Annotated in this window: 20 protein-coding genes; 4 read left to right on the forward strand and 16 right to left on the reverse strand. The window is 32.2% G+C overall.

Annotated elements, in window-relative coordinates:
* Positions 1-13 precede the first annotated feature (13 nt).
* From HNR33_RS09245 to HNR33_RS09275, 7 genes are all read right to left on the reverse strand, one after another.
* Positions 14-1,792 carry a methyl-accepting chemotaxis protein gene (locus HNR33_RS09245; RefSeq protein WP_429082638.1) on the reverse strand — a complete coding sequence of 593 codons (1,779 nt, stop codon included), beginning with the start codon at positions 1,790-1,792 and terminating at the stop codon, positions 14-16.
* A gap of 157 nt (positions 1,793-1,949) precedes the next feature.
* Positions 1,950-5,528, reverse strand: a complete 3,579-nt coding sequence (locus HNR33_RS09250; RefSeq protein WP_429082641.1) for an FAD-dependent oxidoreductase — start codon at positions 5,526-5,528, stop codon at positions 1,950-1,952.
* A gap of 21 nt (positions 5,529-5,549) precedes the next feature.
* Positions 5,550-7,304: an NADH-ubiquinone oxidoreductase-F iron-sulfur binding region domain-containing protein gene (locus HNR33_RS09255; RefSeq protein ID WP_429082643.1), complete on the reverse strand. Its 1,755-nt coding sequence runs from the start codon at positions 7,302-7,304 to the stop codon at positions 5,550-5,552.
* A 3-nt stretch (positions 7,305-7,307) separates the two neighbouring features.
* Entirely contained in the window at positions 7,308-7,835 is a 528-nt protein-coding gene (gene nuoE / locus HNR33_RS09260; RefSeq protein ID WP_429082645.1) for an NADH-quinone oxidoreductase subunit NuoE, read from the reverse strand.
* 519 nt (positions 7,836-8,354) lie between these two features.
* Positions 8,355-9,080, reverse strand: a complete 726-nt coding sequence (locus HNR33_RS09265) for a permease (RefSeq protein WP_429082647.1) — start codon at positions 9,078-9,080, stop codon at positions 8,355-8,357.
* Positions 9,077-9,559: a permease gene (locus HNR33_RS09270; RefSeq protein WP_429082649.1), complete on the reverse strand. Its 483-nt coding sequence runs from the start codon at positions 9,557-9,559 to the stop codon at positions 9,077-9,079. Before HNR33_RS09270 ends, HNR33_RS09265 begins: the two co-directional genes overlap by 4 nt.
* A 1-nt stretch (position 9,560) precedes the next feature.
* Positions 9,561-9,887 (reverse strand): cupin domain-containing protein, encoded by a 327-nt coding sequence (locus HNR33_RS09275; RefSeq protein ID WP_429082651.1) that lies wholly within the window; start codon positions 9,885-9,887, stop codon positions 9,561-9,563.
* A 92-nt stretch (positions 9,888-9,979) separates the two neighbouring features.
* Here HNR33_RS09275 and HNR33_RS09280 point away from each other — a divergent pair, with 92 nt between their 5' ends.
* Positions 9,980-10,660: a Crp/Fnr family transcriptional regulator gene (locus tag HNR33_RS09280; RefSeq protein ID WP_429082654.1), complete on the forward strand. Its 681-nt coding sequence runs from the start codon at positions 9,980-9,982 to the stop codon at positions 10,658-10,660.
* Positions 10,661-10,704: 44 nt separating this feature from the next.
* Here HNR33_RS09280 and HNR33_RS09285 read toward each other — a convergent pair whose 3' ends face one another.
* The 4 genes from HNR33_RS09285 to HNR33_RS09300 all read right to left on the reverse strand — a co-directional run bounded on the left by HNR33_RS09285 (position 10,705) and on the right by HNR33_RS09300 (position 15,926).
* Positions 10,705-12,417: a methyl-accepting chemotaxis protein gene (locus HNR33_RS09285; protein WP_429082657.1), complete on the reverse strand. Its 1,713-nt coding sequence runs from the start codon at positions 12,415-12,417 to the stop codon at positions 10,705-10,707.
* A gap of 209 nt (positions 12,418-12,626) precedes the next feature.
* Positions 12,627-13,607: a copper amine oxidase N-terminal domain-containing protein gene (locus HNR33_RS09290; protein WP_429082660.1), complete on the reverse strand. Its 981-nt coding sequence runs from the start codon at positions 13,605-13,607 to the stop codon at positions 12,627-12,629.
* Between the two features lie 165 nt (positions 13,608-13,772).
* The gene (locus tag HNR33_RS09295) at positions 13,773-15,392 is read right to left on the reverse strand and encodes a carbon starvation CstA family protein (RefSeq protein WP_429082662.1); all 1,620 of its coding nucleotides are present in this window, start codon (positions 15,390-15,392) and stop codon (positions 13,773-13,775) included.
* An 18-nt stretch (positions 15,393-15,410) separates the two neighbouring features.
* On the reverse strand, positions 15,411-15,926 hold the full coding sequence (locus HNR33_RS09300; RefSeq protein WP_429082665.1) for a DUF8052 family protein: 516 nt from the start codon (positions 15,924-15,926) through the stop codon (positions 15,411-15,413).
* Positions 15,927-16,156: 230 nt separating this feature from the next.
* On the opposite strand from HNR33_RS09300, the gene HNR33_RS09305 reads away from it, so the two are divergent.
* Positions 16,157-16,624: a DUF892 family protein gene (locus HNR33_RS09305; protein ID WP_429082666.1), complete on the forward strand. Its 468-nt coding sequence runs from the start codon at positions 16,157-16,159 to the stop codon at positions 16,622-16,624.
* Positions 16,625-16,679: 55 nt separating this feature from the next.
* Here HNR33_RS09305 and HNR33_RS09310 read toward each other — a convergent pair whose 3' ends face one another.
* The 5 genes from HNR33_RS09310 to HNR33_RS09330 all read right to left on the reverse strand — a co-directional run bounded on the left by HNR33_RS09310 (position 16,680) and on the right by HNR33_RS09330 (position 21,859).
* Complete coding sequence (locus HNR33_RS09310; RefSeq protein ID WP_429082669.1) at positions 16,680-17,138, reverse strand: YkvA family protein; 459 nt, start codon at positions 17,136-17,138, stop codon at positions 16,680-16,682.
* Positions 17,139-17,346: 208 nt separating this feature from the next.
* The gene (locus HNR33_RS09315) at positions 17,347-18,198 is read right to left on the reverse strand and encodes a GNAT family N-acetyltransferase (RefSeq protein WP_429082672.1); all 852 of its coding nucleotides are present in this window, start codon (positions 18,196-18,198) and stop codon (positions 17,347-17,349) included.
* A gap of 182 nt (positions 18,199-18,380) precedes the next feature.
* Positions 18,381-19,553 (reverse strand): ABC transporter permease, encoded by a 1,173-nt coding sequence (locus HNR33_RS09320; RefSeq protein WP_429082675.1) that lies wholly within the window; start codon positions 19,551-19,553, stop codon positions 18,381-18,383.
* The gene (locus tag HNR33_RS09325; protein ID WP_429082678.1) at positions 19,554-20,228 is read right to left on the reverse strand and encodes an ABC transporter ATP-binding protein; all 675 of its coding nucleotides are present in this window, start codon (positions 20,226-20,228) and stop codon (positions 19,554-19,556) included.
* A gap of 2 nt (positions 20,229-20,230) precedes the next feature.
* A complete protein-coding gene (locus HNR33_RS09330) occupies positions 20,231-21,859 on the reverse strand; it encodes an efflux RND transporter periplasmic adaptor subunit (RefSeq protein ID WP_429082681.1) in 1,629 nt (542 codons plus the stop codon).
* Between the two features lie 163 nt (positions 21,860-22,022).
* On the opposite strand from HNR33_RS09330, the gene HNR33_RS09335 reads away from it, so the two are divergent.
* Both HNR33_RS09335 and HNR33_RS09340 read left to right on the forward strand, forming a co-directional pair.
* Positions 22,023-22,712: a response regulator transcription factor gene (locus HNR33_RS09335; RefSeq protein ID WP_429082683.1), complete on the forward strand. Its 690-nt coding sequence runs from the start codon at positions 22,023-22,025 to the stop codon at positions 22,710-22,712.
* A gap of 1 nt (position 22,713) precedes the next feature.
* The gene (locus HNR33_RS09340; RefSeq protein WP_429082686.1) at positions 22,714-24,111 is read left to right on the forward strand and encodes a sensor histidine kinase; all 1,398 of its coding nucleotides are present in this window, start codon (positions 22,714-22,716) and stop codon (positions 24,109-24,111) included.
* Positions 24,112-24,313: the final 202 nt, after the last annotated feature.

A 24,313-nucleotide genomic window follows, 5' to 3' on the forward strand; every position in this document is an offset into this window, starting at 1 on the left:
AGTTTGTTAAAAATTATACTTTAAATACATTAATTGCTTCATGTAATCTTTCAATTAAATCGTTTAAACTAACTATTGAAGATGCAATTTCTTGAATAGATGCTGATTGTTCTTCTGAAGAAGAGCTAATTTCTTCTGTAGATGCTGCTGACTCTTCAGCTACTGAGTATATATTCTCTAACGCTCTTAAAACTTCATCTTTAGAATTTTCAACATATGTTATATCATCATTTAAAACTTGAATACTTTCTATTACTTTATCTGCTGAAATCTTTATTGAATCAAAGCTTTCCTTTGTCTGTTCTAGATTCAAATCTGATTTTTCAGCAATTTTTTTAGATTCCTCTATTGAACTGCTTACATTATTGATTATATCAGTTATTTGCTGTAAGGTTTTCTGGATTTCTTTTGTTGCTGATGAAGATTCCTCTGCCAGATTTCTTACTTCATCGGCAACTACAGCGAAGCCTCTTCCATGCTCACCAGCTCTAGCAGCTTCAATGGCAGCATTTAAAGCTAATAGATTTGTCTGAGAAGCTATTGAGTCAATAGTAGCTACAATACCATCTATTGCTTTTGATTTCTGATTAAGGTCATTTATCTTATCGATTAAGCTTAATCTATTTTTCATATCAACTTTGAAGCTGTCATCTAAATCAATTATGGCCTTCATTCCTGTATCATTTTTTTCTTTCATACTTAAGGCGTCCTTCACAGTAAGCTCTAAATTATCAAGCATATTGTTTAACTTAATTGATAAATTATTTGTCACCTCTAAGCTCTTGCTGATATCTTCAGCTTGATTATATGCACCGCTGGCAATCTCCTGGATTGTCCTTGCTATCTCTTCACTAGAAATAGTAATTGAGTCAGTAGAAGATGTTATTTTACTAGAAGATGCTTCGACTTTATCAGTAGTATTTTTAATTTTTTCTATCAAATGTCTGGTATTATTAATCATTTCGTTGAAGCTAGATGATAATATTCCTATTTCATCATTTCTGTAATTCTTGTCGTCCTCTATGTTTAATTCAAAGTTGGCAACAAGCTTTGCTTTATCAGCTATTTCTTGTATAGGTTTTGATATTCTTCTTGATAATAAGAACCCTACTGCTAAACATATAAGCAGTATAATCATTTCCACAATTAGAAAAGTCATTTTTAGCTTTTCAAAAGCATCAAGGGCTTCTTGTGCATCATAATCAATACCAACTATTCCTATGACTTGTCCACTGTTATCCTTTATAGGATAATATGCACTTAGAACTGCACCATATTCTTCACTAATCCATATTTTGTCTTCATGAAATGCTCCTTCATTCCATGCTTTTTCATAGCTTCTATCGTTATCTATCCTGCCAAACTCAGAAACATCTTCTTTTTTATCTGAAGTATCAAATATATATGCTAAATCTCCATTTTGGTTTTTATTTAGTACATATACATATTTTGCACCTGCTATTTTTCTTATGTAGTTTAAGTCATTTCTCATATTAGAATAACTCTGGGTTTTAGTATCAGCAATCGTCTCAATTTTAACAAATTCAGTCAAATCAATATTTTCAGCGGCTATCTTTGAAACCTGAAGTGCGCTGCCACCAACATTGTCTACAAGCATTTCATAGCTTTCACTATACATTAATCCAAATAATAGGGCTGTAGCAATAAAGCTTACTATTAAAAAATTTACTGTAAGCTTTGTTCTTATCTTACGTGTCTTTTGTTGTTCGATAATACTCATCTCCTCATAAAGAAATTTTATCTTTTTGTTAAATTGTTTAAAAATGCTCATTTTATTTCGACATATTTTTAAAACAAAGTACTTCACAATTTTAGAATATTTTAAATAAGAATTCAACTAAATCTTAGAAACATTACAAATAGTTCAAAAAAACAGCACCAGAAGTAAGGGTGCTGTTTTTTGAACTATTCATTATATAATTTTCATATTATATAATTTCTTCTTTTCTTAAAAGTTCTATAAACCTATTTGTTAATCTGTTTGTATTTATACTCGTTCTGAAAAGCTCACCATCTGCTACCACCTGTAATCTTGCTTTTTTATCTGGGAAGTTAAATCCATCATTATATAGTACAGGACTGCCATTAACAGGCCAGAATATTCCACTACCATAGTTCTTGTTTACTTTAAAGTAGTCGTGATTTTCCATAGAAATATCAGTCAGTATTTCAAAAGGCTTAGTGTATTCTATCTTTCTGCTAAGTGCATTAGCTAATTTGATGATAATCTGCCAGTTTTCATATCCTGTCATAGGTATAATAGCTTGATTTATTTTTTGTATCCTTCTTTCTGAACTTGTAAATGTTCCTCTTGATTCAGCAAAACTGACTGCTGGAATCACTACATCAGCTAATTTTGCAGTTTCTGTCAAGTGTGTATCTTGAACCATTAAGAAATTCAATTTACTTAGATCAACATCTCGAATGTCTTCACCAAATACTAACAAGCCTTTAATAGATTGATTTTCAATGCCTCTTTTTACTTCAACAGGATCTACAGAAATGCCCATATCAATCAAACCTTGACTATTATTGTTTGGTTTTAACTGAACAATACCACTTCTTGGTTTTCCAATATGTCCAGAAATAACAGCCATATTAGCTAACATCTTTGCAGTCTCTATGCTTACAGCGTTTTGCTCAAATACTATCATTGCTTTTTTTGACTTACCATATATTTCAGCCACTTCCTTAGCAGCCTCACTAACTTTAACAGTCTCTAAATCTTTTACTAGTTCTTCAAACCCTAATGCTTTATCTGACTTTGGAGTAGCTCCATTATCAATTAAAGCTTTAGTAATTTCTTTCAAGAAGCCAACCTTGTTTTCAGAACCGATCTTTCTATATGCCCATTCGTCAGCTTGAGAATCAAATGGATTTATAACAATTAACTTAGCTCCATGTTCAACAGCTTTCTTGATTTTTAATCCAACTATAGTATGATTCTTCACAATATCAGAACCAACTAACACTATCGTATTAGTAGATAATAATTCGTCAAATGTATTTGCTGAAGCATCATAACCCAATACATCCTTAATACCGTGTTGAACACTATTAAAGCATGTTATATTGTCAGTTTTCAATACTTCATGTCCAAATTTTTCAGCCAAATATATTTCTTCGTTCGTATATCTGTCTGACACAGAAAGAGCTATCGAATTTCCTCCATATAACAGCGTCAAACTTTGTGCTTTTTTAGCTGTAAATAGGAATGCTTCTTCCCAAGATACTTCTTCAAATTTTCCGTCTTTCTTAATTAGTGGCATAGTTAATCTCTTATCTTTTTCTGCTATATCAAAACCAAATCTACCTTTTGAGCAAAGTAGCCCTTGGTCAACCTTGCTATCTTTAACAGGAAGAGATCTCATTAGCAATTCTCCCCTAGTATTAAGATTTATATTACATCCAACGCTACAGTGGGAGCATACAGTAGTTGTGACATTAGTCTCAACAGGTACTGATTTATCAACAGCTAATCTCTCTTGAAGAGCACCTGTTGGACATACACTGACACATTGTCCACAAGAAATACAGCCTGTCTTATTAAGCGGTAAATTAAGTGCAGGCTTAACAATTGTATCAAACCCTCTATCTACAAGTCCTAGCGCTGTTACACCCATTATCTCGTCACAAACTCTTACACATAATCCACAAAGAATACACTTATCTGGATTTCTCATTATAAATGGATGCTCATCCTTCATCTGACGGTTATGAACTTCACCACTAAGTCTTTGAGGCTGTACATCGTACTCATTCGAATATTTTATAAGCTTACATTCATGTACGTCATGACATCCGCATTCAAGACATCTCATAGCATCTTCTTTTGCCGATTTTTCATCATATCCTAATACTATTTCTTCAAAATTAGTTTTTCTAACCTCAGTTGAAAGATGCGGCATTTTAGGTCTGTATTTTCTTTCAATATCTTCAAAATCATCAGCTGTCAAGTCGTGACGCTCCACATAGTACGGTTTTTTATAAGGTATTATTTCTCCTTCAAGATATCTGCATATTACTTGAGATGCTTTCTTTGCTTCACCTACGGCTGCAATAGCTATATCAGCTCCTCTGTTAGTCGCATCTCCTCCTGCAAATACTCCTTCAAGGTTTGTTAAGAAACTGTGTTCATCTGCATGTATTGTTCCTCTATTCGTAAGCTCTATATCATCAAGTCCTGTAACATCAACTACTTGACCAATAGAACTTATAACTGAGTCAACTTCTATTATCTCCTCATCACCTTCTATAGGCACAGGTTTTCTTCTACCACTTTTATCTGGCTCACCTTGCTTCATTTTTTGAAGTCTTATCTTTGATACCTTTCCATCTTTACCTACTATCTCGATAGGACTTACCAAAAATTTAAAGATTACCCCTTCTTCTTCTGCTTCTTTGATTTCAACTTCTTCTGCTGGCATTTCTACTTTTGTTCTACGGTATAATGCATAAACCTCTTTGGCTCCAAGTCTAATAGCAGTTCTACAAGCATCCATTGCTGTATTTCCTCCACCTACTACAGCAATTCTATCTCCTGTTCTGATAGGCTCATTAACAGCAAACTTAGTTAAGAATTCAATTCCACCTATTACTCCATCTAATTCCTCACCAGGACAGTTTAGCTTCGCACTTTTCCATGCCCCTATTGAAATATATACAGCATCAAAATGCTCTCTAATATATTCTAAGTCAACATCCGTACCAACTTTTATGTTAGTAAGCATTTTAACTCCCATATTCTCAATAAGCTTTATTTCTTTATTTAAAACTTCTTTTGGTAAACGATATTGTGGAATACCATATCTAAGCATACCGCCTAGCTCTGGCATAGCCTCATATATTGCAACTTGATGACCTTCTTTAGCTAGATAATAAGCCGCTGTCAATCCTCCTGGCCCTCCACCTATTATTGCAACTTTCTTGCCTGTAGAAACTTTTATGTCTGGCATAAAAGCATTTTCATCTTTTAAATCAATATCTGCTACAAAGCTTTTTAACCACGCAATAGAAATAGGCTCATCCACTAATCCTCTTCTACATGCATCTTCACATGGATGAGGACATACTCTACCTATACTTGCTGGAAGAGGTAATTGCTCTTTAATAAGCTTTACAGCTTCTTTATATTGTCCATTGGCTATAAGCCCTACATATCCTTGACAATCGGTATTTCCTGGACACGCTTGTACACAAGGCGCTTTACAGTCTCCAACATGATCTGACAAAAGAAGTTCTAATGCTATTTTTCTAGAACCTTTTACTCTCTCAGTGTTTGTTTGTATAACCATTCCTTCACTTACATCAGTAGCACATGCTCTCAATAGTTTAGGTATTCCTTCAACCTCTACTACACAAAGACCACATGCTCCATAGTTCTTTACACGTTCATCATGACAAAGCGTAGGTATTTCTATACCATTAGCTCTTGCAGCTTCTAATATTGTCTGTCCTTTACGACCAATGACTTCTTTACCATTTATATTAAGTCTGATTTCTGGCATCAGTATACCTCCTTTTTATATCTATTCAATTTCTACTGCATGGAAACGACAGACTTCATTACACTTACCACACTTGATACATATCTCACTATCAATTTTGTGTGCCTGTTTAGCTTCTCCCGTTATAGCGCTAACTGGACAGTTTCTCTTACATAGACCGCATCCAATACATTTTTCTTCATTGATTGAATAGGATATTAAGTTAACACACTGCTTAGCAGGACATTTTTTCTCATATATATGCTTCTCATATTCTTCCCTAAAATATCTTAATGTGCTTAGTACAGGATTTGGAGCTGTTTGCCCGAGTCCACAAAGTGACCCTTCTTTGATTTTTTCTCCTAGTTCTTCTAATAACTCAATATCTCCATCTCGCCCTTCACCATCACAGATACGAGTTAATATTTCAAGCATTCTCTTTGTTCCTATTCTGCAGTGAATACATTTACCACAAGATTCTTTTCTTGTGAAATCTAAGAAGAACCTAGCCATATCAACCATGCATGTTGTTTCATCCATAACAACCATTCCACCAGAACCCATAATAGCACCTGTTTTAGCTATTGACTCATAATCAACCGGTGTATCAACAAGATCAGCAGGAATACAACCACCAGATGGGCCTCCCATCTGAACTGCCTTAAACTCTTTACCGTCTTTTATTCCTCCACCTATATCAAATATAATATCTTTAATTGACATACCCATAGGTACTTCAACAAGACCACCTTTATTTATTTTACCAGTTAGTGCAAACACCTTTGTACCTTTACTTTTTTCTGTACCCATTGCTGCAAAGGCTTTTCCACCATTTAATAAAATCCAAGGAACATTTGCGAATGTCTCAACATTGTTTATATTAGTAGGCTTGTCCCAATAACCTTTCTGAGCTGGGAATGGAGGTTTTAATCTTGGCATACCTCTTTCACCCTCTAATGATGCAATTAGTGCAGTTTCCTCTCCACAAACAAAAGCACCTGCTCCTGCTTTAATTCTTATATCAAAATCAAATCTGTTTTCACCAAATATATCTTTTCCTAAAAAACCTTTTGCTCTCGCTTGTTCAATGGCTTTTTTCAGACGTATTATAGCTAATGGATATTCTGCTCTCACATAAACAATTCCTGAAGTAGCTCCTATAGCATATCCAGCAATCATCATTCCTTCTATAAGATTATGAGGGTCTCCTTCTAATACGCTTCGATCCATAAATGCACCAGGGTCACCTTCATCAGCATTACAAACTATATACTTAGGAGTGTCTAAAGATTGACGTGCTGCATTCCATTTAAACCATGTTGGAAAACCAGCCCCACCTCTACCTCTAAGACCTGATATTTTAATTTCTTCTATTACTTCTTCTGGACTCATTTCTTTTATACAGTTTTCAATGGCTTTGTATCCGCCATCTGATATATATTCATCAATACATTCTGGATTAATAATTCCACAGTGTCTTAATGCAACTCTTTTTTGTTTTTCTAAAATACCTTTATCAGTTTCAGGCATTGTATATTCTAATGCTTTTTCACTTTCATGCAAATGTTTTCCGATAATATCTGAAATCATTTCAGTGGTTACTTTAACATATGTTTCTTTATTTCCATTATCATCAATAACATCTACTATAGGCTCGAGATGACACATTCCTATACAACCCGTAAGAGTAAGTTCAGCATCAATGTCTCTATTTTTTAATTCATTTTCTATAGCTGCATAAACTTTATTTGCTCCAGCAGCTATACCGCAGCTACCTTGTCCAACAACAATTTTCATCTGCTAGACCCCCTTGCTCTCATTATTTCTAATTTCCCTTATTATTTCTCTTGCTTTGTTTGGTGTAAGCTTTCCATATGTCTCACCGTCTATCATCATAACTGGTGATAAACTACAACATCCAAGACATGCCACATTGTTTAAAGTAAACAAATTGTCCTCGGTAGTTTCACCTTCACTAATTTTAAGCTCATCACAGATTGCTTCTTCTATACTTTTTGAGCCATTAACATGACATGCAGTACCTTGACAAAGCATAATTAAATGCTTTCCAATAGGATGTAATCTAAATTGAGTGTAAAATGTAGCTACACCGTGCACCTTAGCAGGCTTTATTCCTGTTTTTTCTGCAATATAGTTTAAAACTTCCTGTGGCAAATAATTATAAATTTCTTGAGCCTCCTGTAAGATACTTATGAGACTTCCTTGAGTTCCACTATATTTTTCTAAAGTGGCATCGAGCTTATTAAGGTCGATATTAGTGTTACACATTTTAGCCTCATTACTCTTTTTGTCACTGCAGCAACACATATGATTCTCTCCTCTCAAATGATTTTGATAAAAAAATCTCAAATTGTAATGTCAAAATATACAAAATATGACATACTAAATGCTTAATCAAAGTTATATATGATGATCTTTAAAAACACGATTACATTATACCAAATTTCCTGTCGAATTACATGCAAATAATTTAATTGAATTTACTTGATTTGCATAAACTTTTTGTTCACTTTATCCTAAGTAAGATTTTTACACATTTTCTAATGATAATTTATGGAATAAGCTGTTAATATTACAAAAAATTAATGTTATTTTGTTAATTATTTATCATAGTTTGCTTAGTTTCAAAATATTTTGTATTTATAATCATGATTATACCAGTATAATTACTAATTAGCTAGTACAAAAAATAGAAATTAGAATGTAATTATAGAATATTGTTTATAATCTGATAGCACAGTATAGAAAAATTCTATACCTGAGGCTATGATTTTCAAACAAAAAAATGAGTCAGGAGAATCTGACTCATGTGTTTAAACAATAAAATTATTCATAGCCTATTGCTTTTGCAGGACATTTATTAATGATTATTTCAATATCACTAACATCAGTATTTGTATGTTCTTTAATAAGTGCTGCTTTTCCATCTATTAACTTAAACATCTCTGGACTAAGTTTTTCGCATAATCCACATCCAATACAATATTGTTTGCTTATACCTATTTTTTTTATGCCATCATTATTTCCTTTTTTATCTTCAACAGGTATGGTATCTTTTTGAACTATTTTAGATACTAAATATGCCATTATAAAAATTGAAATAGTAGTAAGTATCCACCTCACAGCCATAAACTTAAGTCCTAGAAATTTAGCTTCATTAGCAAGCATAGGTACTTTTATAACAGCCCATGTACTTAGTATTATCACTATGTTTGATATCTTCGCCCCCTTTTTTAACAGCATTTTACATACAGGAAATGCTGCATATATAGGGCCTGCTGATACACTCCCAAGCAGAAATGATATAATTGCTCCCTTTTTTCCTGAGCTTTCTCCAAAGCTATTCATAATCACTTCTCTAGGAATCCATGCCTCAATCAATGAAGTTAAAATAAATATTACTGGCATTATCTGAAGCATTTCTATTATATAATACGAACTATTTTCAAATGCTTGAACAGCTTTATCTGTTTTAAACACTACTAAGCTCAAATATATAGCTCCGACTATTAATAAAAGTTTATTTCTTCTCATGCATTTTGCTATGCTCATATTATAACCCCCATAACAATCGAAATAAATATAGCAAATATAAAACTCAAAGAGTTTCTAACAAACGCAAATTTAATACCGAACTCCTGCTTTTCAAGTGGAAAGGTCACAACCCCAACCATAGTAAGTGTTGTTAAAAACGCGACTGCAGGAACTATACTAATTCCAAGGTCAACAAAGGAACCTACTAGTGGAAATGCAGCAAAAGCTGGAATCAAAGTAATGCTTCCAACTGTTGCTGCAATTATAGTTGATAACAATGCATTTGATTTTTCCAGGTATTCTTTAATAATATTTGGTGGAATGAATGTTAATATCAAACCTATTAATAATAAAATCCCTATAATCTGACCAATCATGTTTTTCATCATACCTTTTGCCATTTTCATAGAGTTAAAAGTTTTCTTCTTATCTTTTACTATAGAAGCGATAAAGGCTATACCAGTTATAACCCATAGAATTAATGTGAAAATATCCATTTTACTTTCCTCCGTAGTATCTTGGGTTTGGAGATTTTACAACAAAAAACTCAAGTATTTCATCATCAAAATTATTTACATTCATTTTAATATCATATGGAATGTTTATTATTTGCCCTTCTATATATCTCTGAGGTTCTTGATCTCCTAGCTTTAGTGTCATAGTTCCCCTTACAATTATCATATAGACATTTGAGTTGGAATAATGCTCAGGAAGACCCGTGTCCTTTGTAAGTATCATGTGGTTTAATGCAACATTTTCATCATCAATAACCCTCTCAACTATTTTTTCGTTTAACTTTTTAAACATATAGATTGTTTCATGCATAGCTATTCTCCTTTCATTTTCCTTTTTCTTATATTATAATTATTAAGATAATAACAAACAGTAACCTTGGTTACTATTTAGGAGTGATTTTAATGAATCTTAAAAATATTTTTGATGTATTATCCCATACGGAGCTTTTTAATAGCTTTTCTTCTAATGAGCTTAATATATTATTTAAAGAAAAATATTACAGATTATCAGAGTATAATAAAAATAGTGTCATATATTTTCAGAATGAAATATGTACTACAATTGATGTTATTCTTCAGGGGGAAATAGCAATACACAGAATTGATGAGAATGGAAATGTTTTTATAGTTTCGACCTTTTCGTCTGGAGATATCATAGGAGGAAATCTACTATTTGCTAACAAAAATACTTATCCTATGACAATCATATGCAAGAACAAATGTAAGATTCTGCATATAAATAAAGAGTTAGTTCTTGAGTTATGTCAGAAAAACAAAGATTTTCTTGTGGCATTTATCCAATCTATTTCAGACAAAACATTGATTTTAACCGATAAACTCAAGGCTGTAGCTATGAAAAGTATACGTCAATGTATAATTGATTTCTTAACTTATGAATACTTTCTTCAAGAAAGTAATGTAATCGTATTGAAAGTATCAAAGAAAGAATTGGCTGAAAGATTTGGAATACAAAGGCCATCTCTTTCTCGCGAACTTAATAAAATGAAAAGAGATGGCCTTATTGATTTTGATTCTAAGACTATTACTATTAAAGATAATAATATAATAGGGTCTAGTACTTAGTAATAATATTTAGATATTGAAATGTAACACAAAGTATATTTTGATTATATTCTAAACTTACTTATCAACGCGTTTAGTTTCTCAGCAAGTTCAGCTTGATTCTGAGACAGTTTCGCCACTTCCTCAACTGCCATAGTAACATCAGTAACACTTCTTAAAATACTATCTGAACTAGCTGCTGACTCCTCAGTATTTACTGATACGCCTTGTATTGCCTCTGTAACTTGAGTTATAGCTTCTGTCATTGAATTCGTAGACTGAACCACTTCTTCTGACATACTGCTTAATAATTGAGCATCATTCTCATACTGAACACCTATTTCCATCAACAGCTTATAGTCTGGTTTCACAGTATCATCAATGAACTTAAGTATTTCTTCTGCATTATGTGATAGATTTTCAAAGGCTTCTTGAACTTGATTAACAACATTAGTAATATTAGTAACTGTTGTTGCAGACTGCTCTGCAAGCTTTCGTATTTCATCAGCTACTACAGCAAACCCATTTCCATGCTCACCAGCTCTTGCGGCTTCAATAGCAGCATTTAAGGCTAATAAATTTGTTTGTGCTGCAATCTCACCTATTGTCTGAGCCATTGTTTGAACTTCATCAACTACTTTTCCAGCTTCTATAGCTTTGACTATCTTAGCATGATTCTGTTCAATTATAGCATTTGTTGTTTTCATTGATTCCGAACCCTTCTCCACTATAGACTGAGCTCTTTTGGCTATTTCTTTAGCTGACTCGTATCCACTGTTTGCTTTATTCTCAAGTTCATTTGTAGTAGCATTAATCTCTTCTGCTGACGCACTTACTTCTTGAGTTGTAGCACTAAGTTCTTGTGCTCCATTTGATATTTCTGCGGTAGATTCATTAATATTTTCCATAGTAGAAGCAATTTCTTCTATTGTAGCCGATAACTCTTCACTTGAAGCACTTATCTCAGATGAACCACCATTAATCTCCATTAACAGGTTTTTAGTGTTTTCAATTGCCTTATTTAATGATATTCCAACACTACCTATTTCGTCTTTTTCTCTAATCACGAGACTCTGAGTTAAGTCCCCATTTCCAAAAGCGTTTGTAAGCTTAACAATATTTTCTAGTCTCTTTGAAATATTGACAGATATCAATAATCCTAGTCCTATTGCGACAATAAATGAAGCAATACTAAAAATTAACATGATTCTAAAAAATTCATTGTATATATCCAAATTTATACTATTTGCTTCCCGTGCTTGATTCATGTTATAGCTCAATAAACTATCTAATGATAAAAACATCTTGTCTTTAATGTCTGTAACAGAATCGAAAACAGCTTTAGCCTCATCATAATTCCCATCTTTAACAAGAGATAATATTAGAATACGTGCAGTCCTATAATCATTTAAATCTTTTTTGAACTGGTCATACATTTCTAATTCTTTTGGTTTCATAGGTATACTTTCTAATACCTTCATGTCATCATTGTTTTCACTTACCAGCTTATTCATTGCTACTTCTATTTTTTCAACCTGCCACTCATTTTCTTCATCAAGTATTAACAGTATATTTGTAGGAATCTCTAATGCTCTTTCTTTAATAGAATGTATCTTTTCCAAAGACATTAAATAATCATCATGCATTAATATAGCATTTGAATTTATTCTACTAATGCTGTATAATCCACCAGCACTAACAATGACTATAAAAATTGATAAAACTAAAAAAGACAATATAAGCTTCTGTACCATTTTCAAATTATTGAACCATTTCATAATATCATCCCCCTGTCTCCAATTCATAGATGTCATGCCCGTTAACAATCATTAGGTAAATTATATATCAATTTTCTTCATCATTCAACATAATTATCCATTTGTGTATTTTATACTTAATATTTGTTTAAAATATACAAAGAAGTCCGCTGTCATACCTTAAATAAGGTTAATCAACGGACTTCCTCTATGTTAGATGCCTAACATCTCTATTTAAGTAGCTCTAGCAGAGAATCAGGTACATAAGCATTATTATTCTTTATTTCTGGCGCAATTTCAAATTGTCTTAAACTTTTATTAAATCCATATTCTTTCTTGCCTATACTTACGGAAAAGCTACTATTTCTTTTTGTTAAAATAGCACTTCTAGTTTCATTTTTCCATTCAACCTTGTATCCTAAATGCTCTGCTACTTTTCTAAGCGGAATCATCTTAATTTCATCCTTATAATATATATCATCTTTTATAAGGTCATCTATTTCATCCGAATTATCTTCTTCAGACGATTCCTCATGCTCAAGTACAATAATTTTTTCTGGATTTGTTTGAGCAGGAATACTTCTTGTAGTAATGGTATAGAATACAACAAGTTCTTTATTACTCAACTCTTCTTTTGTTAGTTTCTCTCCATACTGGCTTACAATAGAAGTCTCATCACTTATGTTAAGCTTTAGAGAGTTATCTTCATTTACTAGCTCCTCATTAAATCTTGAATATTCTATAGATCCTGCTTCATCTTCACTATTTATTATTAATAAATCAGGCGATATTTGAGGCGGATAAACCATTATCATAGGAACATCCTTCCTATAAAAAGCCTCTATCTTTAATCCTTCCTTTAGCTCTTTTTTATCAAAGCTATCTTTTGAAGACTGATTTATAATTAAAAGCTCATCAGAAATATTAAAAACCATCTCACCTGAACCTTCTTCATCACCATTCTGCACTAATATAGATAACTTTCCTTCATGTGAACGAACCTCTTTAATAGTTCCTTCAACTCTCATATAATCTAACTCTTCTTTATTTGATTCATATGCTATTTTGTCTGGAGTTAACGCATCTCCTTGTGCTGATATTAATACTGGAACTAACGTATCTCCTTGTGCTGAAGCTAATCCAGGTGATACTGTGGATGTCATAACTAGTGCAATTGATAATGTGCCTATAACTTTAGCTGCTCTTTTCATTTTTTAAATCTCCTTTCATTTTTTTCAGGTTACACTAGTTTGACGGGGAGCTTTTTTAAAAAGTTCCTGAAAAACAGATTTTTTTTGATTACAAATAGATTACAAAATACGAAAACTGCTAACGAACTTTGTTAGCAGCTTTTCAATATGATCATTCACTTATTTTTAAGCTTTGATATTTGGATTTGCTATATTCTTTTTTGATAAAACCTTAAATGCTTGTATAGCAAGTATAATAGCAAGCACTAGTAATAAAGATGCAAATAGAACCAATAACATCTGTCCAGCTACTATATTCGTTTTGATCAATAATACTAGGGCAGACAGAGTTACTATAAACATGAAAATCATTGGTATAATAAACATCTTATTATTTTTTCCAATCTTGCCTAGCCAAACAGCTACTGCCATTAAAGCTAGTGCTGCTAATAATTGGTTAGCTGAGCCAAATAATGGCCATACCTGTGACCATCCTTTAAATGCAAGAGCTCCTCCTAAAACTACTGTTATTGTAGTTGACATGTAACGGTTTGTAAAGATGGATTGCTTATCTTTACTAGGATCTTCAAAATATTCTTGGAATATAAATCTACCTAATCTTGTTGCAGTGTCTAAGCTTGTTAATGCAAAAGCAGATACTGCTAAAGCTGTGAAGCTTGTTCCTACATGAGCAGGAATACCGAAGCTTGACATAAAACTACCTATACCTGTTGAAAATACATTAACAGGTCCACCATTACCAAGAAGCTCAGTTAGCTTATCTCCACCTATATAGCCAGCAGTTATGATAGCAATAATCGCTAATAAACCTTCAATTAACATTCCACCATACCCAACAATTTTTGCATCCTTCTCTTGATTCAACTGCTTAGCAGATGTACCTGAACCAACCAATGAGTGGAATCCTGATATAGCGCCACATGCAATTGTTACGAACAAAAATGGAAACATTGAAACATTATCTACTTTAAACCCGGTAAATGCTTGTAATTGCATCGTAGGTCTAGTAATTACTAATCCTAATACAGCACCTATGATCATTGCATATAATAAGAATGAGTTCAGATAATCTCTAGGCTGTAATAAAATCCAAACAGGAGTTACTGAAGCAACGAATATATAAACAAGAAGTATAATATTCCACGTATTTTTTGAAAGCTGAAGAGGGAATAACATTCCAAGCCATATACAAACAAATAGTAATGCCACTCCTATAACACTACTTATTCCTAATGAAAGTCCTCTTCTATACACTCCAAATCCAAATACTATAGCTAAAATCATGAACAGAATTGATGCTGTAGCAGCTGATGGAACACTAACAAATGTGTTAGACGTGATATTAACAAAAGCTGCAACTACTAGTAATAATGTTAACCATGCAAATATTGAGAATAATTTCTTACCTGTCTTTCCCATATTAGCATCTATGATTTCTCCAACGGACTTACCATCATGACGTATAGATGCAAATAAAGAACTAAAATCCTGTACTCCTCCAAAGAAAATACTTCCAATGACAATCCATAACATAACTGGCACCCATCCAAATATAGCTGCTTGTATTGGCCCTACTATTGGTCCTGCCCCTGCGATAGATGCAAAGTGATGCCCAAGTAATACCTGTGACTTTGCAGGTACATAGTCAACACCGTCTCCCTTAGTGTGAGCTGGTGTTTTCCTAGAATTATCTACGCCCCATTGTTTAGCTAGCCAAGCTCCATAAGTGGTGTATGCAATTAAAAATATAATGATACCAGCACCTATTAACCACAAAGAATTCATTATTTTCTCTCTCCTCTCTTAATTATTATTATTTAAAATAGAAAAGTAAAAATCCTTAACCTCCCTTCCTTTCTTATTTGTATATATCTGGTCCTTTGCTAAATCAACTAGAACCAGTCTTACATCACACCAACCCTTAAACCCAAGAGAAAACAGTTTTGAGTATTTGAATTTATTTGCTAGAGAAATATCACTATCATTAAAGCTTGTATCACTTATGTAAATTCCCGTAATAACACTAGACATATGATCTTCGCTAGGAATAACTATTTTTGAAACACTTGTCTTTAGGAGTTCAATGAAGTTGATAATCTCAGTATGAGAAGTAGAGTCTTCAGATAATTTTACTAAGCAATGCTCATTATTTTCATAGGACCATATAACAGCCTTTTTACTTAGAACATATTTTTCATTTCTAATATTGGATTTAGCATATAAATCTATCTGCTGACCATCAATATGGTAATTATCATCAATGTCAAAATAGTTTGAAAATTTATCAGATAAATACTTTATATATTGAGCGCTTGTCATAATTTATCCCCTCTATATTTTATGATTTATATTTTTGCTTATATTTATTTTATTTTACTAAATTTATAACTATTTATATATTTATTCGAGGAAATGCAAAAACTAATACATGAAATGCAAAAAACAGTGTATAAAATGCAATGGCCTATTTAAACTTTGTATGAGATATTTTAATAAAAATATGAATATCTTTAGATTAACTGCAAACCCTATAACTGGAGGTGTTTTCTATGGTAAATTTAACCCAAAAAGAAATGTATTTATTACAGGACCAAAAGAGTCATGAGGAACTATGCGTGAAGAAATATAGCAATTATTCGAATCAAGCACAAGACCCACAATTAAAGCAGCTCTTTTCATCCCTTGGACAACAAGAACAACAGCATCTAAATACTATTAACCAAATTTTAGGTGGTCAAGTTCCTAATGTTAACCAACAACAAGGTCAGCAAAGTATGCAAAGTCAAAGCACTCAAATGCAATCTAGCATGCAAAGTGGATTAGCAAACCAAAATGATGCTGACTTGTGTAGTGATCTTCTTGCAACAGAAAAATATATTTCTGGAACATACGATACTGCTATATTTGAATTTGGTGATGCTAACATAAGACAGGTATTAAACCATATTCAAAAAGAAGAACAGCAGCATGGTGAAAAAATATATAATTACATGAAAAACAATGGAATGTATAATTAAGAGCTATAAAATGCGATGAATAAAAATGGCTTCATGCATATGCACGAAGCCATTTTTATTCATCTGAATCAATTTCATGGATAAAATTGTTTTTCCATTCTTTATATTTTTGAAGTTCATCCTCTACCTGTTTTATAATGAAACCAAGTACCACAGCATCATCAGCTAATCCTAAAGCAATAATAAAATCAGGTATTATATCAGTTGGTACAACAAAATACAATATTCCAACTATCATAATAACAATTGTTTGTGTACTAACTTCCTTATAAGCACCATCTAGCCAGTCTTTTATAAAAGAAAATAATAGCTGAACATTTTCCCATATATCTTTAAGCCTAGACGGCTTGCTATTAGCTTTCTTTCTTGCGTTTAGTAAAAGTCTTCTTGCACTTTCTTTGTCCTCAATATAACCTCTAGATTTAGATTCCCAGTTTTTGAAGTCTCGTTTGAATAATTTAATAATTTTCTCTTTAAAGCTTCTCTTATCCTTGTTAACATTGTTTATATCCATCTGTGTCCTCCTTGTTTGACCACTAGTAGAGATACTTCTACTTATAAAGCAAATACCTTTTTATATATAATTCTAAGATTAGTTTTCATAAAATAATAAAATAAATACATAAAACTAGATATTATTATGAGCTAGGTGGTGATTAAGCTAAAGTATCTAGAGTAAAATCAAATATTTTAGCTGTCCAGTGCACTTTAAATATCTATTGTTATAATGTTAAGTACATTTCATATTGAGAAATTGTATCCTTTGTAAATTGAAGATGCTTTAGAAAGCCTTTAAGATTTGCATTGCTAGAAATTGAAATAGTTACTCTTTCAATTCCCAGCTCTTTTACTGCATGAGCTATTATACACTTTGCAATACCATTATTTCGGAGTTCTGGATGTACCCATAAAAAGCTTATTTTACCTTTCGTATGAATAGTTAATGCGCCCATCAAGCTTCCTTCTCTGTACACTCCATAATGTACTTGGTCTTCAAGCTTTTCAATATAATCAAAATCATTCTGCCAGTTTATATGTATATCCTGTATTTGAGAACGTAGTTCTTTTAAAATACTAATATCTTCTTGAATAAAATCTATTGAATTCAACAAACTGCCTTTAAGAGCAATAGGTTCATCATGAGAGTAATAAGATAAGTCATAAATCTTTTCATATCCCATTTTTTCATAAAATCGAATTGCTCTATCATTACCTACTATTACTTCTAAAATCAATTGTTTACATTGGTTTTCTATTGCATCCTGTTTATGCATCCCAAATAGATTTTTACTTACTTCTGTTCCTCTATAGTCAGGATTAACACATAATGCTCCACATCTCAGTGTTTTGATCCCTTCATATCTCTTCATTCCACCTAAAATAACTCCAACAGGTTTTTCTCCGTCAAAAGCAATAAAAGAATGCTCTAATCTATTTCCTTCCGGTCCAAAAAAATGCTTTTCAAAAAAATCCTTAGTTATTTCTTTTTTTATTATATAATCTGAAAATCCAATCTGAAATGCTTTAAAGATAGCATCCATGTCTACTTCTGTACAGCACTTATAATTAATCATTCACCATCCCCCTCTACATAAAATACTTTTTTAAATTTATTATCTTAATTATATTTTAAATTACATTTTCTAGCAATATGTATTCTGTAAAGTTTTCTTAATCATCAGACTTTTTATGCTTATTACAAAAATAGAACCATGCGGTAAAAGTAATTAACACTGCATGGTTCTAGGAAACAACCTTATTCAAATCTCAAAGCATCCACTGGTTTAAGCCTTGAAGCTTTATTTGCTGGATATATACCAAAAAACATTCCTACAACAATTGAAAATGAAAATGAGATTATGAGAATTACTGGATCAACCTTAGTATTTACCCCTGCGAATTTAGTCAGGAGCTCGCTACTTCCTATGCCAACAAGAACACCAATTAGTCCTCCAACTCCACTAAGTACCGAGGATTCAAGCAGAAACTGAACTAATATATCCTTTCTTTTTGCTCCGATAGACTTTCTTATCCCAATCTCTCTTGTTCTCTCAGTAACTGAAACAATCATGATATTCATAATGCCTATGCCTCCAACAATTAGCGAAATAGCTGCTATACCACCTAGCATTAATGTCATACTTGCAGTAACCTCACTAATAGTAGACAACATCTCAGTTTGGTTTAAAACTCTATATGCATCTTCGTCATCATCAAATTTCTTTGATAAATATGCTTCTACTTCACTCTGCACATTATTTACTACATCAGATGAGTCGGCTTGAATGTAAATGCTTCGAACTCCTGGGGATTTTAAGAACCTTTGTGCTGTTGATATAGGTATAAGTATTTTGTCGTCACTACTTCCACCTATCGAACTTCCTTTTTCCTCTAATACTCCTATCACTTTAAAATTCGTTCCATTTACCTGTATTGTTTCCCCAATAGGATTTGCTTTGCTAAATAGCTCACTTGCTACTTCTGAGCCAAGTAACACAATCTTTTGTCTATACTCTACATCGATAGGAGTTATAAATCTTCCTTCCTCAGCATTATGATTTCTCACATTTTGATAATTTCCATCGACACCTTCTAAAATCACGTCCATAGTTTTTGTACTATATTTTACTGTAGCCTGCCCACTATTAACAGGAGATACACTAGTTATTCCTGACTTTTTTTCAAGTTCAATAGCTTCGTCGTACGATATAGTTGTTTTAAGTCCTCGTCCACTTATTGTAACACTTATTAAATTTGTACCCATGCTTTCAATACTATCTGTTACCTGTTCTGTAGTCCCTTGAGCAACTGACACCAGTACAATTACTGCGGAAACTCCTATAATTATTCCAAGCATCGTTAGCAGTGTTCGCATCTTATTGGATATGATACTTTTTAGAGCTAGCTTTATAGTCATGATAAAATTCATTTATTTCATCCTTTCATCAGAAATCAACCCATCTTTTATTGATATTATCCTATTAGCATTCTTGGCTACATCCATATCATGAGTAATCAGTATTATAGTTCTTCCGTTAGCATTTAAGTCTTGCAAAATTTTAAGAACCTCTATACCTGATTTACTATCTAGATTTCCAGTAGGTTCGTCAGCCAATACTATAGGAGGGTCGCCAGCTAATGCTCTTGCAATAGCAACTCTTTGCTGTTGTCCGCCAGATAGTTCTGAAGGAATATGTGTTAATCTATTATTTAGTCCAACACTTTCCAGTGCATTCAAAGCTCTTTCTTTCCTATTTTTAGAGTCTAATCCTCTATATATCAATGGTAGCTCCACATTTTCAAATGCATTTAGCTTAGGTAAAAGGTTAAACTTTTGAAATATAAAACCTATTTTTTTATTTCGTATTTCAGCTAGCTGATTTTCATTATAATTGCTTACTTCAGTGTCTTCAATATAGTATTCACCAGTAGTAGGTACGTCTAAGCATCCAATGATATTCATAAATGTTGATTTTCCCGAACCACTTGGTCCAATAACTGCTATAAACTCTCCGTCTTCAGCCTTTAATGATATCCCCTTTATTGCCTGAACTTCTATTTTCCCTGTATTATAAGTCTTGGTTATTTCCTTCAACTCTAGCATTATTAATTACCACCTCCTGATGGACGACTTCCTCCAGTTCTATTATTGGATGGAAAGCCTCCACTTGGACGAGTTCTTATTTCCATCATACCCATTCCTTGTCTTTGCTGACTTTGACTGTTTGTTGCAGTACTTTGATATAGTACTGTATCTCCTTCTTTTAACCCATCCACAATTTCAACATAGTCTTCTGATACTAATCCAATCTCAACAGATGTAGCTTTTGGTTCATCGTTGCCTTCACTATTTTTAACAAGTACAAACTTCTTTCCTTGTCTATATTGAATTGCTTCGACTGGCAACAGCATTGCATTTTCTTTTGAATCAATAATAATTTCTCCATTAACAGTCATTCCAGGCTTTAAGCCGCTTATTTCTTTTAAAGAAAGGGTTACATCAAAGGTTGCAACTCCATTATTTACAACTCCTTCTAAAGCTACTTTAGATACTTTTGCATCGTAACTAACATCAGGCACTGCTTGAGCTGTAACTTTAGCTTCTTTATTCAAATCAATCTTGTTTATATCTAGTTCATCAACTGGAATAATCACTTCAAGATTATTTAAATCTGATATAACCATTAAAGTTGCATTATTTGCCACTCGTTCTCCTTTAGTAACATTCATTTGTGTGACTATTCCACTTATTGGCGCATATACAGCAGTATCATCCAAATCCTTAATTTTTTCAGTAAGTTCAATTTTTTTATTTTCTATTTCTATTTTTTGATATTCAATATCTTTCTGAATACTTGAATTCTCAACTTCTGCTATTAGTGCTCCTGCTTCCACGTAGTCACCAGATGATGCATACAGCTTTGACAACTCTCCTCCTGTCTTTAGCTTTATTTCTTCTGGGTCTGGTGTTTCAAAATATGCTTCCTCAACACTAGTGAAACTACCTTCACTAGTGTTGACTACTACTGTTCCTCTTGTATCACTAGAAAATCCTCCTGGATTTTCTAGTGATACAACAACCTCATACAATATTCCTCCACCCTCTTTAGGAATAGGAGCTTTATTAACCTTATTAACAATTCCGCTGACCTCTGTAAGATACTCTGGAAGAATGATATTTGCTTTATCTCCAACATTTATATTCTCTAAATTTTTCTTGTTAAAAAATCCAGAAACTTCAATTTTTGATTTATTTGTAATAGTTGCTAATAAATAGCCATTTGATAATTCATTACCAACCTTAGCAGAGATATCACTTAAAAACCCAGACTGACTAGCATATATTTTAAGGCTTTCTGTGCTGCTTTCTAAATCCTCTAACTTGTCTTCTGCTTGAACTAAATCAAGTTTAATACGTTCTATCTCTGTATTTGATGAACTATCTTCAAAGGTCAGTATAAGCTCTCCTTCGTCAACAAACTCACCTTCGTTGACGAAAATACTGTCTACAATTCCGTTATCTAAGGATTTTATTTCTTTTTTTATACTTGCTTGAACATTAGCTGAGCCACTTGCAGTTACTTTAATATTACCTTTTTTAACCTGCGCTGATAAAAAATTAGTTGTTTTCTTAGAACTATTGTCATTTTTGGCTGAAAAACCTAATATATATGTACCTGAGATTATGACTACACATAGTATTATAACTAATACATATTTTGATTTTTTACTCATGATATTTCTCCTTTTCGTTTTTACTTCATGTCATAAGTTAAGTATAGGAAGATTTTGTGATGAATTTGTGAGGAATCTATGGTCTAGAAATGAGTTTTTCTTATACCTAGTTTTTATGTAAATAATTTATGTTATTATAAATCTAGAAACGTATTTGTAAGGAGTGATTGGTTTGAATGACATAAAAATTCTTGTTGTTGATGATGAGGCCAAGATGAGAAAACTAGTCAAAATATATCTTAATAAAGAAGGATATTGTGTTGAAGAAGCAGTTGATGGCGAGGATGCTTTAGAAAAATTCTTTTCGTCTCAATTTTCACTTGTTTTATTAGATGTGATGATGCCAAATGTCGATGGATGGAGTGTATGTAAAAGAATCAGAGAAAGTTCTTCAGTTCCAATCATCATGTTTACAGCTAGAGGAGAAGAATATGATAAATTGTTCGGATTTGAACTAGGTGTTGATGATTATATAACTAAGCCATTTAGTCCTAAGGAAATGATAGCTAGGATTAAAGCAGTTTTAAAAAGAAGTCTTGGCAACAAAAAAATAAATCACGAGCTTAAGCTAGATCATATAATTTTAGTGCCTATGTCTAGACAGGTCTTTGTTGATGATAAAGAAGTCAATTTAACTCCAAAAGAATATGAACTATTATATTTTCTTGCTTTAAATCAAAATATTGTGTTCTCAAGAGAGCAGCTTCTTAGTAAGGTATGGGGGTATAGCTATACTGGAGATGTAAGAACAGTTGATACTCATATTAAACAATTGAGAGAAAAACTCGGAAAACATAAACGGTGCATACATACAATTTGGGGAACAGGATATAAATTTAAGGTAGGAGAATAAAATGAGAACTATTTTAGGTAAGCTATGGCTTGGTATCACGTCTTTGGTTATTATAATCATTTTACTTCTTTGGATGTTTCAAATAGTTTTCTTAAGAAAGTTTTATATAGAAGAAAGAAAAAGCTATTTGTCAGATAAAGGTAACCAAATATCATCTATATTAATAAAAAACAATTATGTTATAACAAATAGTGTTAAAGAAGAGCTTGAATCTTTTTTGCCTTCACTTGATATTAGAGTACTAGTTACTGATAATAAAGATAATATTATTTATCCTGATGCTCCAGGCGAAAAATTCGGGAATAACAAGAAACCTCAATTTAATTTAAATAGAAATAAAGCTTTTGAAAAAGAGATTTATCTTCTACCAAGAAGATTCCCTCATTTCGATTCCGCTTTTATATTAGTCAAAGTACCTATTATCATGGATAAAAAATTAGTCGGTAATGTGATGTTGACTTCTCCTTTGGCTCCAATAGAAGAAACGACAGCAATCTTGAAAAAACAATTATCTATTATAACGCTGATATCATTAGTAATTGCTTCACTATTAGCACTAGTATTTGCTAGATATTTTTCGAATCCAATACTTAAGATCACAAATGCATCAAAGAAAATGGCTGAAGGTGATTTTTCAGCTAATGTTGATATCAAGTCTAAAGATGAAATTGGCATTTTAGGTAACACTATAAACAATATGGCCATACAGCTTGGACAAACTGAAACCCTTAGAAAAGAATTTATTGCAAATATTTCACATGAGCTTAAAACACCAATAAGTTTAATTAAAGCTTACGGAGAACTTATTAAGGATATTGAACTAAATGAAAAAAACAAACATGAATATTTAGATATTATAATTGATGAAAGTAATAGATTAAATGATATTGTTGAAGATATTTTGTATCTATCTAAAATGGAAGCAGGAATTTATAAGCTAGAGTACAGTGATTTTTCTATTGTAGAACTCATAAACCAAGTCGTTGAAAAGCTTAATTATTTTGCACTCCAAAAAAATATTAAGATTAAGGTTGAAATCAATAATTATCATACTAATATTTATGCTGACGAAAATAAAATGTATCAAGTATTCTATAATCTAGTAAACAATGCTATTAATCACTCATTCAATAATAGTTCGATCTCTATAAATATAACAAACATAGAAAATATAGTACGAGTAGAGATTTCTGATAATGGTAAGGGGATTTCCGAAGAAGATCTTCCTTATATTTGGGATAGGTTTTATAAAGCTGATAAGTCCAGAAAACGAGATAATAGTGGTACAGGATTAGGAATGTCAATTGTTAAAAATATATTAGATGCACATAACTTTAAATATGGTATTGAAAGCGAAATTAACAAAGGAACATGTGTATGGATAGAAATTGAAGAATAAGGTACAGATGAACTTCTTTGAAACTAAATACTTCTTTATCCTTAATATCTATAAAAATATAATTAACCCGTTGTGCTAGTTAAAATTTACAAATAGAAAAACCCCAGAACATTATGTTAACCTATCATTAATAACGACAAAGAAATTAAGATAGGAGGATAACATATGCTGGAGTTTACTAAAGAATATTCTATCAAAGAAA

Source organism: Brassicibacter mesophilus (assembly GCF_050433385.1).
In the GTDB taxonomy this organism is placed as follows: domain Bacteria; phylum Bacillota; class Clostridia; order Tissierellales; family Proteiniboraceae; genus Brassicibacter; species Brassicibacter mesophilus.